This window comes from Anabaena cylindrica UHCC 0172 (genome assembly GCF_034931625.1).
Lineage (GTDB): Bacteria > Cyanobacteriota > Cyanobacteriia > Cyanobacteriales > Nostocaceae > Anabaena > Anabaena cylindrica_A.
This window is the reverse complement of the sequence record NZ_JAYGGY010000005.1, coordinates 90,779-109,133: the sequence shown is the minus strand read 5'-3', so window position 1 is coordinate 109,133 and position 18,355 is coordinate 90,779. Positions and strand designations below refer to the sequence as shown.

Below are 18,355 nucleotides of genomic sequence, written 5' to 3'. Positions count from 1 at the left end.
AATCGCTTTCCAAAAAGTATTCATAGTAGGAGTTTGACAGTTTTCGGAGATGTCTGTTGAATAATCACCAACCAACCCTGCTGTTGTGGAGTTAAGTTTAACTAACCCATCACTAACACTCCCCACTTCCAGATGTCCTCCTCCATCCGTGCTTGCAACACCACCAAAGAAGTTCACACCTGAGCCAATCAATGCTAAGGTATTGCCTGCGCCAACTTGTAATCCGATGGGATTTTGGCTGCGATCAGCAGGAGCAAAAAATCTACTGGTGATGCGATGTCCACTATTTTGTACTGCGATCGCTCCAGCATTGCTTCCCATTTGCAATCCCACAGGTACGCTCATCGTCAATAACGGTGTTGCATTAGTATTCGTGGCACTAAATTCTGCACCATCAGCAAACTTGATACTATTAGCAGTTGTCCCCACAAACGAACCACCAATATCCAATTTGGCATTTTCTCCAAACATAATCCCGTTGGGATTCATCAAAAATAAACTGGCAGGATGATTACCGTTAAGAGTCCGAATCAAGCCATCAATATTAGAAATATTTCCACCTGTAACCCTACTAAATATAGTTGTAATATTTGGTGTATTAATTAAATCGAATGTCGCCCAAGCACCTGTAGGCACAGAGAAATTACTAAAGCTATGAAATAAATTATTACCTTTTTCTATACCATTGAGAATATTAAAATTATTCCCGCTTTGATTGACCAGGGTATTTGTAGTACCATCCGATGTTACCTGAGCATTTGCAGGGAAAATCATCCCACCTGTCAAAATTCCACTCATTAAACCCAAGCACAAGGAAGTTAACTTCATTTACACCATCTCCATTTATAATTGGACTTAATAATTCCCAAAAATTAGTTTTTAGTAACCGCAGCACAAGTCAATAATTGTGGCGTTGGCGCAATAGATTGATCTGCAACTAATTCGATTTTCCCGATCGCATTACGTCTCCAGGAAGTCGCTTGTGCTAAAGATGCTGGAATTTCTGATATTTTGGCTGTGATTGGGCTATTTTTTTGATATGCAGAGATATCGCGAACATCAGACCAAGTCAGATCGCTCCTCACTTCCTGAGTGGGATTTTGAGGTATGCCGCCTCTTCCTGTAGCGACAAAACTACTACTTGTATCTGCACAACCTGCGGCAATTTTTTGTGATGAATCTACTAAGTTTGCAGGTAGTTCCACTAAGCCAGAATTGGGGTCAATGCCAAAATTGTTAATTTGTACAGTACCGCTAACTCCAAATTGAGAACTTGCTGTAATGTCGTTTTCTGGGGTGAGTTGGTTGCGAAACTCTAAGCCAAAAATGCCTTGCGTGGCAATCTTAATATTACCGCCACGCCCTTGCACTGCATTGGCGATAATGTCGCTGTTTTCCAATCCGGTAATAACGGGTGCATTGATGTTGATATTACCCCCATCTCCCGAACCATTGGCTGTTGCAGTAATGTTACTGCGATCGCGCATTAATAACAAATTCCCTACTTGCAAATTAATGTCACCACCATTTCCAGATTCTGTCTGTGCTTGAATTAAGCCTTGATTTTTTAATTGAATATTATCTGTAGTGATATTGATATTGCCTCCATCACCTGTACCTTGGTTAGTCACACTGACTGCGCCGCCATTACTCAATGTTAGAGTCGGGGTGGTTACATTCACGGTTCCGGCATTTGCTGAGAGAATATCTGGCAAATTGAATAGCTGTTGCAATACTGCTCCAGGGGAAAGGACGGCTGAGTTAATACTGCTATTGTTAGTTTGGCTTTTGCCGTCAATCAGAATTGATTCCGTCGCATTAATATTTAAATTTCCAGCTTCACCAATCAAGAAAGATGTAGTTGCGACAACTCCTCCATTGAGCAATTGTAATCGGTTCGTATCCAAAGTCAAAGTTTGGGCATTGCCTGTACCAAAGGTGATGGCACTAATATTGCTATAGAGTCCTGCTGGGTTGTCTCCCGTAATAGTAGTATTTTGACTGCGAATAGTTACTTGCCCTGTGGAACCACTGGCCAATGTTAGTGAAGAGATGGCTGCTCCCCCAGAAACCAGAAGATTATTACTGTTAATGGAGAGATTGCCTGCTGACTGAGTAGTTCGGGAACTCGTGCTTAGGGAAGTTACTCCTGTGGGATTGATGAGAGAGGAACCAGATAACTCCACTGTCCCAGCATCAATCTGAATGTCGCCACTGGCAGCCAATCCAAAGGCATTGTTATTGACTCCTGCACCTTGTGAAAGTGTTAAGTGAGGAGTAATGATATGGATAGGTGAACCCGTGCCAGTATTCAACCCTTCTGAGCGAATACCACTACGAATTTTGGCATTGGCTGTTGTCCCAACAATATCAATCCCTTCCGAAGCCTGTAAAAAAATTTCACCTCCAGCGACATTTCCCAAATTTTCGGAAAATATAATTGAACCATCGCTGAGTTGAATGCGCCTTCCCTGCAACTGTACTGAACCGGCATTCAACGCCCCTAAACTTGCCAATGCTCCTACAGTCAGCAAGGATTGTTGGGTGAGGTTAATATCTGCAAAACTTTGTCCACCTTCGTAACCTAACTGATAACCTTCGGAGATGGGGTTCAAACTGACAATTCCGACTCCGCTTAAACTTCCCAATTCCACCCGCCCTTGGGGTGCATTCAAGGTTGCTCCGGTGAGATTTAAGTTGCCTCCTACCAATGCCAGGGTTTTTCCTGGCTTTACCCTCAGTTCTGAGGCACTGGGATTGTTAGTGATGGGGGCAAGGCTACTAACAGCTGTTAGGGCATGACCTGTACCTTGAACCGTAATAGGGGTTGGATTATTACCCATTTGCAAACCTATGGGGACACTCATTGTCAACAATGGTGCCGTACTGGTATTCGTGGCACTAAACTCCGTCCCATCAGCAAACTTGATACTATTAGCAGTTGTCCCTACAAACGAACCGCCAATATCCAATTTGGCATTTTGTCCAAATATAATCCCATTAGGATTCATCAAAAATAAACTAGCAGGATTATTGCCATTAAGGGTCTGAATCAAGCCATCAATATTAGAAACATTTCCACCCGTAACCCGACTAAATATAGTTGTAATATTTGGTGTATTAATTAAATCAAAGGTTGCTGAACCGCCAGTAGGTACAGAAAAATTACTAAAACTGTGAAATAAATTATTACCTTTTTCTGTACCATTGAGAATATTAAAATTATTAGCACTTTGATTGACAATGGTGTGAGTTGTTCCATCTGATGTCACCTGAGCATTTGCAGGGAAAATCATCCCACCTATCAAAATTCCACTCATCAATCCCAAGCACAAGGAATTTAACTTCATTTACACCATCTCCATTTAGACTTGTACTTATGATTCCCAAAAATTAGTTTTTAGTAACCGCAGCGCAAGACAATAATTGTGGCGTTGGCGCAATAGATTGATCTGCAACTAATTCAATTTTCCCGCTCGCATTACGTCTCCAGGAAGTTGCTTGCATTAAAGATGCTGGAATTTCTGATATTTTGGCTGTGACTGGGCTATTTTGACGATATGCATTCAAATTGCGGATATCAGACCAAGTGAGATCGCTCCTCACATCCTGAATGGGATTTTGGGGTATGCCACCCCTTCCCGTAGCGACAAAACTACTACCACTTGTATCTGCACAACCTGCGGCAACTTTTTGGGATGAATCTACTAAGTTTGTAGGTAGTTCTATTAAGCCAGAATTGGGGTCAATGCCAAAATTGTTAATTTGTACAGTACCGCTAACTCCAAATTGAGAACTGGCAGTTATGTCATTTTCGTCTGTGAGTTGGTCGCGGAATTCTAAGCCAAAAATACCTTGCGTGGTGATTTGGATATTACCGCCATTTCCTTCTACAGCATTGGCGATGATGTCGCTGTTTTCTAATCCGACAATAACTGGTGCATTGATGTTGATATTACCCCCATCTCCCGAACCACTGGCTGTTGCAGTAATGTTACTGCGATCGCGTATTAATAACAAATTTCCTACTTGCAAATTAATGTCACCACCATTTCCAGATTCTGTCTGTGCCTGAATTAAGCTTTGATTTTTTAATTGGATGTTATCTGCGGTGATGTTGAGATTGCCCGCATCACCAGTACCTTCACTCGTTACAGTCACAGTACCACTATCCGCCAGGATCAGATTTGGTGTTGTAATGCTAAGACTACCTGAATTTGCTGTCAGATCCGATAAGCCAAATATTGGATTTAGCTGTGCATTCAAACGCGAAGCAGAGGAATTGATGGCACTATTGTTATTACTATTACGACCACTAATTAAGATTTCTTCACTTGCATTGATATTTACATTTCCCCCATTACCAGCAAAGAGTGTAGATGAACCTATTCTTCCCCCATCTAAAATTTCTAATTTGGCGGTATCCAGTGTCAAATCTTGGTTATTTCCGAATGCGAATGTCGCTAAGGTAATCGCACTATCAAATCCTGAAGGGCTGTTGCCTATGACCCTGGTATTTTGATTGCGAATTGAAACCTTACCACTATTTCCAGTGCTAAAAGTCAGTGAAGATATTGAAGCTCCATCTGATATTAGTAAATTATCACCATTGACGAAGACATCACCAGCATTACCCGAAGCAAAGCTCAGAGTGCCAATGCCAGTAACATTATCTGGGTTTATTAGCGAAAAACCAGATACTTCAATTGTTTTTGCATTGATTTCGATATTACCACTGTCAGCAGTTCTAGCGACTATAGTATTTAAAGCAGCGCCTTCTTGGACAGTAAGCTTTTGAGCAGAAACACTAATATTTCCACCTACTCCAATTCCATAGGTTTCACTACGCAGTCCGCTCGGCACAACTCCATTGTCGCTTCTACCAATTATATCAATTCCTGCCGATGCTTGAAGACTCAGTTCTCCACCAGGAAGATCGCCATAATTCTCTGAGTACAACAATGAACCGTCACTTACAAGGATATTTCTTCCTTGCAAACGAATAGAGCCTGAATTTACACCACTTACATCTATAAGTGACCTTTCTACTAATTGAATATCATCAAAAATTTGCCCATTCTCATAGCCCAAAGTATAACCTTGTGCATTGGAAACTAAATTAACTTGTCCAGTTCCCTTTGTACTACCCAGTTCTACCTGCCCTTGTGGGGCGCTCAATACAAATCCATCTATTTGTAAATTACCACCTACTAATGCTAAAGTTTTCCCTGGTTTGACCCGTAGTTCTGTAGAGTCTGGATCTCCAGTTATAAAAAAAACTCTACTTGTATATCCTTTATATCCTCTCCCTTCAGCTTTGATGGCAGCAGAATTATTGCCCATTTGCAATCCCACAGGTGCGCTCATCGTTAATAAAGGTGGTTCAGTTGGATTTACCGCACTAAATTCTGCACCATCAGCAAACTTGATACTATTAGCAGTTGTCCCCACAAACGAACCACCAATATCCAATTTGGCATTTTCTCCAAACATAATCCCGTTGGGATTCATCAAAAATAAACTGGCAGGATGATTACCGTTAAGAGTCCGAATCAAGCCATCAATATTAGAAATATTTCCACCTGTAACCCTACTAAATATAGTTGTAATATTTGGTGTATTAATTAAATCGAATGTCGCTGAACCGCCTGTAGGCACAGAAAAATTACTAAAACTATGAAATAAATTATTACCTTTTTCAATACCATTGAGAATATTAAAATTATTACCACTTGGGTTGACGATGGTGTTAGTTGTGCCATCTGATGTTACCTGTGCATTTGCAGGGAAAATCATCCCACCTGCCAAGATTCCACTGATCAAACCCAAATACACAGCAGTTAACTTCATTTACACCATCTCCATTTAGACTTGTAATTATTATTCCCAAAAATTAGTTTTTAGTAACCGCAGCACAAGTCAATAATTGTGGTGTTGACGCAATAGATTTATCTGCAACTAATTCAATTTTCCCGCTCGCATTACGTCTCCAGGAAGTTGCTTGGACTAAAGATGCTGGAATTTCTGATATTTTGGCTGTGACTGGGCTATTTTGACGATATGCATTCAAATTGCGGATATCAGACCAAGTGAGATCGCTCCTCACATCCTGAATGGGATTTTGGGGTATGCCACCCCTTCCCGTAGCGACAAAACTACTACCACTTGTATCTGCACAACCTGCGGCAACTTTTTGGGATGAATCTATTAAGTTTGTAGGTAGTTCAATTAAGCCAGAATTGGGGTCAATGCCAATATTATTAATATTTACCATACCGCTGACTCCAAATTGAGAACTGGCGGTAATATCACTTTCTGAAGTAAGTTGGTTGCGAAACTCTAAACCAAAGATGCCTTGAGTAGTAATGTTGATATTGCCACCATTACCATTGACAGCATTGGCAATGATATCGCTGTTTTCTAAGCCAACAATCACCGGAGCATTGATGTTGATATTGCCACCATTACCATTACCTCCTGCTTCGACATTTATTTGACTACCACGACGACTCAAAAGTATATTTGCTAATGCTATATTGATGTTACCGCCTTTTCCAGATGCCGTAGTTGCAGTAATTGCCCCAGTGTCTAAAAATAATCCGTCAGCTTGAATGTTTAACTCTCCTGCATTGCCAACACCTTGATGAGTAACGCTGATAAAACCTTGATTGCGGAGGGTTAATTGTTGAGTATTAATATTGATAACACCTGTGTTACCTGTGGGAGAGTCTGGCAGCTTAAACAAGTTCCGAGTAATGGCATCTACAAGGGGGGCGCTTGCAGCGATCACTGCAAAATTATTTTCACCATCTATCAGAATGTCATTGGCTTGGATTGTCAAAGTCCCAGCATCACCGCTTCCCACAGTCGTATTGCTAATGATCCCACCATTGAGAACGAGCAATTGATTGGTTGTGATTGTGACATCTCCAGGTTTGGAACTGCTATAGTTGGCGCTATTTAAACTACTACTGCCGCCAGTTATAGGACTGAGACCGCTAACAGTTAAGCGATCGCCTACATTTAGAGTCACAGAACCATTACTCCCCAGATTAGTTACTTGGTTGGGGTCTCCAAGTCCACCAATCACTGGTACAGTAATCACTCCCAAGGTGGCACCATCTTGTATAGATAGTAATGGTGTCGTTATTAACAAATTGCCAGTATTGCCAGAGCCAGTGCTGAGACTGCCAATAAAGCTGTTTTGGGAGGTAGAAATGGGTGATACTCCAATTACATTGCTCGCTTCACGTACAACTAAGGTAATATCTCCAGCGTTACCAATTCCCGTACCAGGTATTCCTGGCAAGCGAGAAGTAATGGTGCTAATTGTTCCTCCATCAACAAGATTTAATTTACCTGAAGAAACCTTGATATTACCGCTATCACCAATTCCAAATGTGGCAGCAATAATACCACTGGTCTGAAACCCAATGGCATTCGCTCGCAAGGCAGAAATATCATCTGCGACATCAATCGAAATATTTCCACCCCGTCCAGTTGCTCCTGGGAAGACGTATGTTGCGACTGAAGCACCCTCTTCAATTATGAGTTGTCGAGCCACCAAGGAAACATCTCCCCCATTTCCGGCTCCATAGACTTGACTGCCAATTCGGCTATTAAGAACGGTAGATCCAAAGAAGGGAGATTGCAGAGCGATGACACCACTAGCTGTAATGGTATCTGCTACGACTTCCACTTTACCTGCGGCTCCTGTACCTAAGCTAAGGGTTTCAATGCCTGCACCATCTTGTAAAGTCAAGTTACCAGCTTTAATTTTTATTTCTCCCCCGTTTCCAGTCGCCCCTGGAGTCACCTGATTGACAATCCAGGAACCGGGAGCTTGAGCAGAAGGATTTACACCAGCCAACAAGAGCGATCGCTCTGCACTCACTGTAATATTACCACCCTGCCCACTTCCGACTGTGGCGGCAGCAATTTGGGATTGATCCAAGGTTATATCTCGCCCTACAACCTGAATACCCCCAAAAGGATTGCCTAAAAAATCAGGATTCCACAGAGAAGAACGCTCCGTAAATTTTATATCTCGAAAATTTTCAACTTGTGAATAACCTAATTGCCATCCTGCGGGAGTAGGGGTCAAATCTACAGTCCCACTACCCACTGCACCTACTTCAATTCGCCCCGCAAGGGCAGTAATTACACCGCCCGTAAACGTGACATCTCCTCCAACTAAGGCGATGGTTTTTCCCAGAGAGCCTACTATTCCCAAGTTATTTGTAGGCACAATGCTATCATTACCCTGACCTTGTATCTGAATCTGACTTGTAGAATTACCCAATTGCAACCCAATAGGTATGCTCATTGTTAACAATGGTGAATTATTCCCATTCACTGCACTAAATTCTGTGCCATCGGCAAATTTAATACTATTGGCTGTCGTCCCCACAAACGACCCCCCAATATTCAAACTGGCATTTTCACCAAACACGATGCCCTTAGGATTCATCAAAAACAAACTGACTGGATTATTACTGTTGAGAGTTTGAATCAAGCCATCAATATTGGAAATATTTCCACCTGTCACCCGACTAAATATAGTTGTAATATTTGGTGTATTAGTTAAATTGAATGTCGCTGAACCACCTGTAGGCACAGAAAAGTTACTGAAACTGTGAAATAAATTATTACCTTTTTCAATGCCATTAAGGATATTAAAATCATTACTAATTGAGTTAACAGTGGTGTTAGTAGTACCATCAGATATAACTTGAGCATACGCGTAACTACTCCAAAGGAGTATCGCTGATCCCATTATCCCTGGAGTTAATAACCCAGTTGTTAAGCTCAATAGAAAGGGTCTAACTCTCATGGCTAAATAATTTCCTTGACTTGATTTAAACTTATTGTTCCCTAAATAGGCATTTTTTATAACATGATTAACTTGTAGGAACGGCAGCACAGGTTAATGCTTGTTGCACCAAAACAGGAGATTTATCTGCAACTAACTCAATTTTGCCTTCAGCATTACGATGCCAAGATGTAGCTGGGATCAGAGCTGCGGTCGATTTAGGAATTTGTACCTTGACTGCGCTATTACCACTATATGCTGAAATATCACGGATATCCGACCAAGTACGTAGGCTTAACCCATAAGCATCATTCCTCACATCCTGAGTAGGATTTCGGGGTATTCCCCCCCTACCGGTTGCCACAAAACTACTACCACTTGTATCTGCACAACCTGCGGCAACTTGTTGAGATGAATCTACTAAGTTTGCAGGTAATTCAATTAAGCCAGAATTGGGGTCAATGCCAATATTATTAATGTCTACAGTACCGCTAACTCCAAATTGAGAACTGGCAGTTATGTCATTTTCGTCTGTGAGTTGATCACGAAACTCTAAACCAAAGATGCCTTGTGTTGTAATTTGGATATTCCCACCAGTCCCTGTAATGGCATTAGCGGTAATATCGCTATTTTCAAAACCTGCAATAATGGGTGCATTAATGCTGATATTGCCGCCCGTCGCTGTACCTGTGGCATTGGCATTAATTTTACTGCCATAACGCATTAGCAGAAGATCAGTATTGAGACTAATATTACCGCGATCGCCTGCGGAGACTTCCGAAAGCAGACTACCACCTTGTTCGAGCTTGATTCGGTTGGCATTAACGAGCAAGTTTCCGGAATTACCGCCACCGATATTACTGACGGAAATTTGTCCATTATCAAGAACATTGAGTTGATTAGCCACTAGATTAACTGAACCAGCATCAGAGGTGGTATTAGAAGCTGCTGTAATGGTGCTGGGGAGAATGCGACCATCAGTTAAGGGTTGGGAATTAGCCTCTATGGTTATATTATTGACTTGCAGATTAACATTACCCGCCGCACCGTTGCCATCTGTGGATGAAGTGATTTGTCCACCATTGAAGACGCGCAATTTTTCTGCTGTTAAGTTAATAGTACCACCCGAACCAACTACATTTTTACCCACGGAGGTATTAATGCCAGTCACTAACTGACTAAAAGGCTCGATAACTGGGTCGCTGACGGTCACATCTGTGGCTCGGATAGTGATATTTCCGGCAGTACCATTTCCTGCTAGGGTACTGCGAATCGAACCGCCATTACTCACCTTTAATATTCCCGTCTCAATAGAGATATTTCCTCCTTGACCTGCACTCGATGGCTGTATTGAAGTTGTAACCCCAGAGCTTAACCTTCCTGTTCCACCTGCAATTTCAAAACTCTCGGTAGCTTGGATAGAAATATTACCAGCCTTGCCTAATGTACCTCTAAAAATATCGGAACTAATTAAACCACCATTCACAGTACGCAGTCGAGCAGTTTCAATGGTAATATTGCCACCCTCATTGTTGTTTCCACCGGAAATTAATGTAGTAATATCAGTAGGTAGGTAAGTAGTGCCAAAAGCAGGAAATGGGTTAGTGCCAAAAATTTCTATATCTGTAGCTTGGATTTTTATATCTCCCGATCTAGAGTTGTTGCCAGAGGTTGTAGATTGAAGCCTAGCTCCATTAGTAATCCGTAAGTGCCTAGTTTCAATCTTGATATCTCCAGCTCGGCCTGTTGCTCCACTATTTATAAATGTTCCTAAACCACGATTGATTTGTCCTGGGCTAGAAGCTCCCAATAGGTCAACAAATTCTGTGGTATTGACAATAATTCCCCTACCCTGACCCACCGAAGTATCAGACCTAATGCTTGACCCATCCTGTAAGGTCAATCCCCTTCCTGTTACGTAGATTGCCCCACCATTAATTCCACTTGTATCGACTAATGAATCTTGTTGTAAAGTAATCGTACCCCAGTTAGCAGTAGCCGCAGAACTTGTCAATTGCCATCCAGTTTGATTGTCCATCTTGATTTGGGCATTTTGCACCGCCCCTAACTCTACAGACCCATCAGGAGCAGTTAAGCTTGCTCCTGTGATATCAATTTGACTACCGACTAATGCCAAAGTTTGGTTAGTCGGAATTTGTAGTTTGCTTTGCACTTCAATGGATGCAGCATTGGCCCCAATTTGTAACCCTACAGGTACACTCATGGTTAACAAAGGTGCCGTACTGGTATTCGTGGCACTAAATTCTGTGCCATCGGCAAATTTAATACTATTAGCAGTAGTTCCCACAAACGAACCACCAATATTTAAGCTGGCATTTTGCCCAAATACAATTCCTGCCGGATTCATCAAAAATAAACTGGCAGGATTATTACCATTAAGAGTCTGAATCAAACCATCAATATTAGAAACATTTCCACTAGTTACTCGACTAAATATGGTTGTAATATTTGGCGTATTAGTTAGATCAAATGTCGCTGAACCACCTGTAGGCACAGAAAAGTTACTGAAACTGTGAAATAAATTATTACCTTTTTCAATGCCATTAAGGATATTAAAATTATTACCACTTGGGTTGACGATGGTGTTAGTAGTCCCATCAGATGTCACTTGAGCGATCGCGCAACTACTCCCAAGGAGTATCGCTGATCCCATTATCCCTGAAGTTAATAACCCAGTTGTTAAGCTCAATAGACATGGTACAACTTTCATGGCTAAATAATTTCCTTGACTTGATTTAAACTTATTGTTCCCTCAATAAGCATTTTTATCACATGATTAACTTTTAGGAACAGCAGCACAGGTTAATGATTTTTGTACCAAGACAAGAGATTTATCTGCAATTAACTCAATTTCGCCTTCAGTATTACGATGCCAGGATGTAGCTGGGATCAAAGATGGGGTCGATTTAGGAATTTGTGCCTTGACTACACTATCACCACGATATGCAGAGATATCACGAATATCAGTCCAAGTGCCTTGGCGTTGAGCGTTGTAGATATCGCTGCTCATTTGTTGATTGGGATTTTGCGGTATTCCTCCTCTTCCTGTTGCCACAAAACTACTACCTTGATTTGCAGAGCAACCACTGGCTATTTGTTGGGAGGAGTCGGTGACATTTTCTGGTAATTCAACCAAACCAGAATTGGGGTCAATGCCAATATTATTAATATTAACCGTACCGCTCACACCAAATTTAGAACTGGCTGTAATGTCATTGTCTGTGGTGAGTTGGTCACGGTATGTTAGCCCGAAGATACCTTGGGTAGTGATGTTGATGTTACCACCATGACCTTGGACTGCATTGGCAACGATATCACTGTTTTCTAAACCGACAATGATAGGAGAATTAATAGTAATATTACCCCCATTGCCTAAGCCTTTAGCTTCTGTGTCAATTAAACTGTTATTACGCATTAATAGGAGATTTTCTAACTTTAGAGAAATATTGCCTCCTTCACCAGAATTTGTACTGGCAGTAATACCAGCATTGCGATCTAGTAATAAAGATCCCACATTAATATTTATTGTCCCAGAATCTCCAATCCCGTGATTTGTCACTGTCACTGATGCTTGATTATTAATCTTGAGAGATGGAGTATTAATATATATATTTCCACTGTTACCTTGAGGAATTGCAGAAATATTATAATAACTTTGTGCAAACGCGCTAGGAATTTTAACTATAGACCTAATTTGACTGGAATTCTCTGCTTTTGGCAAATTTCCAGTTATCTCAATCGATTCCAAAGCATTAATCTTGATGTTACCAGCATTACCCTTGCCCACACTAGAACTAGTCACCGCTCCGCTATTATCAACTATTAATTTGTTTGTATTGATAGTCAAATCACCCGCATTCCCCGCAACTAAACTAGCTGTAGACAAAGCCGTAGTACCAGGAGTATTATTTCCGCTTACTTGAATATGATCAGCATTAATTACTAAGTTACCACCAGCACCATTACCTGTGGTAATGCTACCAACAACAGCACCATTAACTACTAATAAATCTGGGGTAGAAACAGTCACATTTCCACCTACTCCTGTAGACGATGTTGTTGATGAGATCGTCGAGAAAGCATTAGCTGGGTCATAGTCTTTAACTATTATTGACTCAGAGACATTAATATTAATGCTGCCACTATTACCTTGACCATAAGTGTTGTTATCAATTCCAGCACCATCTTTAATAACTAAGCGTTTAGTAGAAACCCTAATATCTCCGCTAGTTCCGGTTCCTAATGCTTCACTCAGTAGACTGGTACGAATTCCCACTGTGGGAAGGTAGCCAGAAATTTCTAACAATTCGGTTGCATTGACATTAAGCATTCCCCCTCCTTGGCTGCCCTGGTTTTGGGTTAAAACTAATGAACCTTCTGCAATACTTATATTTTTTGCTTGTAACTGAATATCACCAGATGGACTACCACTAGTATCCAGCAATGACTTTTGTGAGAGGTGAATATTTCCTAAATTTGACACTTGAGCATAGTCCAATGTCAAACCTTGTTCTAGTAGCTTAAGATTTACAAATTCCCTTCCATTCAAGCTTCCTAATTCAATTCTTCCTTGTTTAGCAGTTAAAACTGCCCCATCTAGAATAATATCTCCACCAACTAATGCTAATGTTTTTCCCTGTTCTACGCTTAATTTCTCTGTACTAGCAGTGCCGTTAATTGCTGCACCGAAAGAGATGAATTTATGTCCTGTTCCTGATATTGTAATTGCACCAGGATTACTGCCCATCTGTAAACCCACAGGTACACTCATAGTTAACAATGGCATTATGAAAGCATTATCAGCACTAAATTCTACCCCATCGCTAAACTTAATACTATTCGCTGTCGTTCCCACAAATGACCCACCAATATCCAAACGAGCATTTTTACCAAAAATAATCCCATTCGGATTCATCAAAAACAAACTGGCAGGATAATTACCGTTAAGAGTCTGAATCAAGCCATCAATATTGGAAATATTTCCACCAGTTACTCGACTAAATATAGTTCTAATATCAGGCGTATTAACTAAATCAAAACTAGCAGAACCACCGGTTGGTACTGAAAATTTAGTGAAGCTATGAAATAAATTATTTCCTTTTTCAATGCCATTAAGAATATTGAAATTATTACCATTTAGGTTGACTATGGTGTTGGTTGTGCCATCAGATATCACCTGAGCTATTACGGGTGAAACCATGCTCGAAAAAAATAATCCAGTTGTGAGTGTAGACAGTATTTTCTTCAAATTCCAGATGGAATATCCATGTAATTTTTTCATTGCCAAAAAATCCCCTTAGCTAGATTTTCAAAGTTGGAGTTTGCGAAATAATAATATTTCTATTGAGTTTTAAATTCTCTTTAATAGGTTTTTACAGTAGATATAAAAGATAGTTGTTTTCCCGAATTTTAGTAGAAAATATTGTAGAGAGATGTATGAATATTTCTTGTGGTAATTGAGTTATTAGTAATCCGATATCTAGTATAGAATCAAGCTGAATACTTTTTGGTTAAGACTATGCACTATTTCCGTTTTTAGCCTGAGAGGATGTTTGAAAAGTAGTTGCTAATGTATTAAAAACTTTAGATCCTCCTAAATCCACGCTACTTGCTACAAGTTGGGGAACCTGCTCAAGGCAGTGACTCTCCTTAAAAAGAAGGAATTTGACTCTAGTTTCCCTTTTGTTAAGGAGGGTTAGGGGGGATCTGCAAGTGTCTAAAATCATCACCCAAGACTTTTCAAACACTCTCTAAGGTTTTTCAATTTGTGTAAGTCCTAATTTTAGTTTGCGCTGATCAAATTTATAGCCTTTCAAGCATAAGCCTAAAGCACCAAAAATTAATAAGCTAACACCAGTATATGGTTCGTTAACTGTCGTAATACTGACTTTATTAATTCCAAAACCACGTTGTGGTGAGGAAGTATTAAAAACTAAGCTTTTGATGTTGGCTGTATCGCTGGTTACACCTAAAAAGACGGCTGAATTATCACGTGCGCCGGAAGAAATTCCTGGAATAGAAAATGTTCCAAGTAAGTTATTGGCATCATCAAATGCTGATATAAAAACTTCATAATCTATATTTTCGCTACCACTTGCAGCAATTTGAGTTCCAGCAGCTTTAACATTTTTATCAAAAATAATCGTTAGAGGGTTAGGATTTCCAGTGGGAATAACAGTAGGGCTAAAACCTGTAAATAAAAGAAAATCCCCAGGAGCAAAGTTAGTTTGAACTGGTGGGTTATTTTGAAAAATAAATGGTGGAGTAATATCTCCTCCTGCTGGCAGAATATTTACGCTTATCCCTAAACCATGAGAAGATTGACCTGAAAATGAATATGGAAGAAAGTCACTAGGACTGGGAGCAAAAGGGTTTAATACTTTTCCTAAACTTGACCATTCGATTTGGTCATTACTTTGTAAAGCGTTCCGATCTTGGACTAGGGTAATCGCATGAACTGGCGATGAGAAAAGAGTTGCTAAAGTAATAAATGCAGCTATTTGAACTTGACTGACTAATTTGCTACTAGCAGCCTTTAAAGTTTGATTTGACATCTGAATCTGTACTTAGATATTTTGTCATTTATACTATGGCTTTTATTAATGCCTTTCTAGTGTAGAAATACTTGACTTTGTTAATCACTTATTATTTTTCATCAGTATTTTTACTGTTTTACAAAAAACATCTCCGACAAAGATTGTAGAGACGAAATAAGGGTTGTCCAAAGATGCATATTGATGAGAACTCCATAAAAAAGATGTACTGCTTGCAGCAGCGCTAGTTCCCTCCGGGACGCTCCGCGTAGCTTGCTTCCCGTAGGATACGCTATCCAAGTTCACCAAATCAAAGCGACTTTTCTTTCTTCTGCCGTCACAACGACGGGATATTTTTTTGGTTGGAAGTCTCTTCTCTATAGGACTTACTGACTAGACAACTTGGACATGAACGGACTCTGTTGATAGCAATAAAATTAAATGATGGGATAGAATATTTACAGTTATTGCGATCGCTCTGTCTGACTACTTAGGGCTTAGGAACAGCAGCACAGGTTAATGATTGCTGCACCTGAGCAGGAGAATCTGCAATTAACTCAATTTTGCCTTGGGCATTACGATGCCAGGATGTAGCTGGAATCAGAGATGGGGTCGATTTAGGAATTTGTGCCTTGACTGCGCTACTACCACGATATGCAGAGATATCGCGGATATCCGACCAAGTGCCTTGGCGTAGCCCGTAGACATCGCTCCTCACATCCTGTGTGGGATTTTGGGGTATTCCCCCTCTTCCCGTAGCAATAAAACTACTACCACTACTATCGGCACAACCTGCGGCAACTTTTTGAGATGAATCTACTAAGTTTAAAGGTAGTTCGACTAAGCCAGAATTGGGGTCAACTCCAAAATTGTTAATGTCTACCGTACCGCTGACCCCAAATTGAGAACTGGCTGTAATATCACTTTCTGGGGTAAGTTGGTTGCGAAACTCTAAGCCAAATATACCTTGCGTGGTGATATCAATATTTCCACCACTTCCAATTACTGCATTGGCGATAATATCGCTGTTTTCTAATCCGATAATAATGGGAGAATCAATGGATAAGTTACCTCCATTGCCAGTACCACCTGCGGTTGCTGTAATACTGCTGCCAGAGCGCATTAAGATTCTATCGGATGCGATCGCAATATTCCCTCCCTCTCCAGAATTGGTGGCGGCAGATATCGTACCACCTGTTTCTAAATTAATCCTATTGGCTCGCAGCAGTAAGTTACCAGCATCTCCTGGTCCTTCGTTTCTGACACCAATAACTCCTTGGTCACTAATGCGTAGCTGAGGCGTTGTAATTTCTGCACTTCCTGAATTACCCGTAGGCAGTTCTGGCAATCCAAACAGGGCTTGGAACAATGGTGACAACCTCACCGCACTAGAACCAATACGACTGTCTTCACCTGTGATGGTGATAGACTCAGAGGCATTGAGTATCAGATTACCAGCGTTACCTGCTGCTAATGTGCTGCCAGTCAGTTGTCCGGCATCACGGACAAGAATTGTTCCCGCCTCAATTCGCAGATTTCCCGCATTCCCGGATGTAAAAGTTGTGGTTGCAAGTGTACTAGGTAATTGTGCTAAGGGATTAATACCTGTTATGTCAATAGACTTGGCAGTTACATTTATATCCCCACCTCTACCAGAACCCAAAACCACAGAACTCAAAGTTCCACCCTCTAAAATCTCTAGCTGTCCGGTAAATATGCTGATGGGATTTATAAATCCACTACTAAAATTTTGGGAAACAATGGCACTAGCTTGGGTGGGAAAAGGAGCAGCAAAGCCTGATAATGCAAAGGATTCAGAAGTATTAATGGTGGTTTTGCCAGTGGGCGCACTACTATAGCTGAAATTAAGAATTTGCCCGCCTGTTTGCATTGATAGATGTTTGGCTGAAACAATCACATCATTGCCTTTACCGAGTCCAACCGTCTCACTTTGGATTGAGGAGGTGCTGGGAATAGTGGTTGAAAATCCCGAAATTTCGATCAAGTCTTGGGCGCTGACTTGAAGAATTCCCCCTGCTGTGACTCCCTGATTTTGAGCCAAGATTTTAGAACCATCCCGGAGATAAATATTGTCACCTTGGAGTTGGATAGAACCACTAGGCGCACCACTCACATCTAATAGGGCGCGTTGTGATAATTGGATATTGCCAAAATGATTGATCTGGCTATAGTCGAAGGCAAATCCTTGGCTATCAGGATTGATGCCAATACTTCCCTGGTTTACACTACCTAATTCAATCCGTCCCGATTCTGCGGTTAAAATGCCACCATTCAGGAGAATATTCCCACCTATTAGACCCAATGTATAGCCTGGATTGACGGCTAACCCAAGATTATTGCGATCGCGGGTGGTGGGAAAAGGGAAAATTCTGGGAAGAGGTTGAGACAGGGTATGTCCATTTTGATTGACTTGAATGTCGGCTGGATTTTGACCCAACTGAAGTCCAATTGGTACACTCATAGTCAACAACGTCAATGCAGTCGGATTGATGGCACTAAATTCTGATCCATCGGCAAACTTGATACTGTTTGCTGTCGTCCCTATAAAAGAACCGCCAATATTTAAGCTGGCATTTTGCCTAAATATAATGCCGTTGGGATTCATCAAAAATAAACTGGCAGGATGATTACCATTAAGAGTCTGAATCAAGCCATCAATATTAGAAACATTTCCACCTGTAACCCGACTAAATATAGTTGTAATATTGGGCGTATTGGTTAAATCAAAAGTCGCTGAACCACTAGTGGGTACAGAGAAATTACTGAAACTGTGAAATAAGTTATTACCTTTTTCAATGCCATTAAGGATATTAAAATTATTACCACTTGGGTTGACGATGGTGTTAGTTGTACCATCAGATGTCACTTGAGCAATTGCTGTTCGCATCATCCCTGGAGTTAATAACCCAGTTGTTAAGATTAATAAAAAGGGTACAGCTCTCATGACTAAAGTTTTCCTTAATTTGAT

The 18,355-nt window shown here is 40.8% G+C and carries 8 protein-coding genes; all 8 read right to left on the bottom strand.

Annotated elements, in window-relative coordinates:
• Positions 1–828, bottom strand: an 828-nt coding sequence (locus tag VB713_RS02870; protein WP_323310076.1) for a filamentous hemagglutinin N-terminal domain-containing protein, incomplete at its 3' end; no start/stop codon positions are given.
• A gap of 44 nt (positions 829–872) precedes the next feature.
• The gene (locus VB713_RS02865; RefSeq protein ID WP_323310075.1) at positions 873–3,350 is read right to left on the bottom strand and encodes an S-layer family protein; all 2,478 of its coding nucleotides are present in this window, start codon (positions 3,348–3,350) and stop codon (positions 873–875) included.
• Between the two features lie 43 nt (positions 3,351–3,393).
• Complete coding sequence (locus tag VB713_RS02860) at positions 3,394–5,850, bottom strand: S-layer family protein (RefSeq protein WP_323310074.1); 2,457 nt, start codon at positions 5,848–5,850, stop codon at positions 3,394–3,396.
• Between the two features lie 43 nt (positions 5,851–5,893).
• Positions 5,894–8,833, bottom strand: a complete 2,940-nt coding sequence (locus tag VB713_RS02855; protein WP_323310073.1) for an S-layer family protein — start codon at positions 8,831–8,833, stop codon at positions 5,894–5,896.
• Between the two features lie 67 nt (positions 8,834–8,900).
• A complete protein-coding gene (locus VB713_RS02850) occupies positions 8,901–11,543 on the bottom strand; it encodes an S-layer family protein (RefSeq protein ID WP_323310072.1) in 2,643 nt (880 codons plus the stop codon).
• A 66-nt stretch (positions 11,544–11,609) separates the two neighbouring features.
• The gene (locus tag VB713_RS02845; RefSeq protein ID WP_323310071.1) at positions 11,610–14,114 is read right to left on the bottom strand and encodes an S-layer family protein; all 2,505 of its coding nucleotides are present in this window, start codon (positions 14,112–14,114) and stop codon (positions 11,610–11,612) included.
• Positions 14,115–14,583: 469 nt separating this feature from the next.
• A complete protein-coding gene (locus tag VB713_RS02840) occupies positions 14,584–15,387 on the bottom strand; it encodes a hypothetical protein (protein ID WP_323310070.1) in 804 nt (267 codons plus the stop codon).
• 469 nt (positions 15,388–15,856) lie between these two features.
• Positions 15,857–18,331 carry an S-layer family protein gene (locus tag VB713_RS02835; RefSeq protein ID WP_323310069.1) on the bottom strand — a complete coding sequence of 825 codons (2,475 nt, stop codon included), beginning with the start codon at positions 18,329–18,331 and terminating at the stop codon, positions 15,857–15,859.
• Positions 18,332–18,355 lie beyond the last annotated feature (24 nt).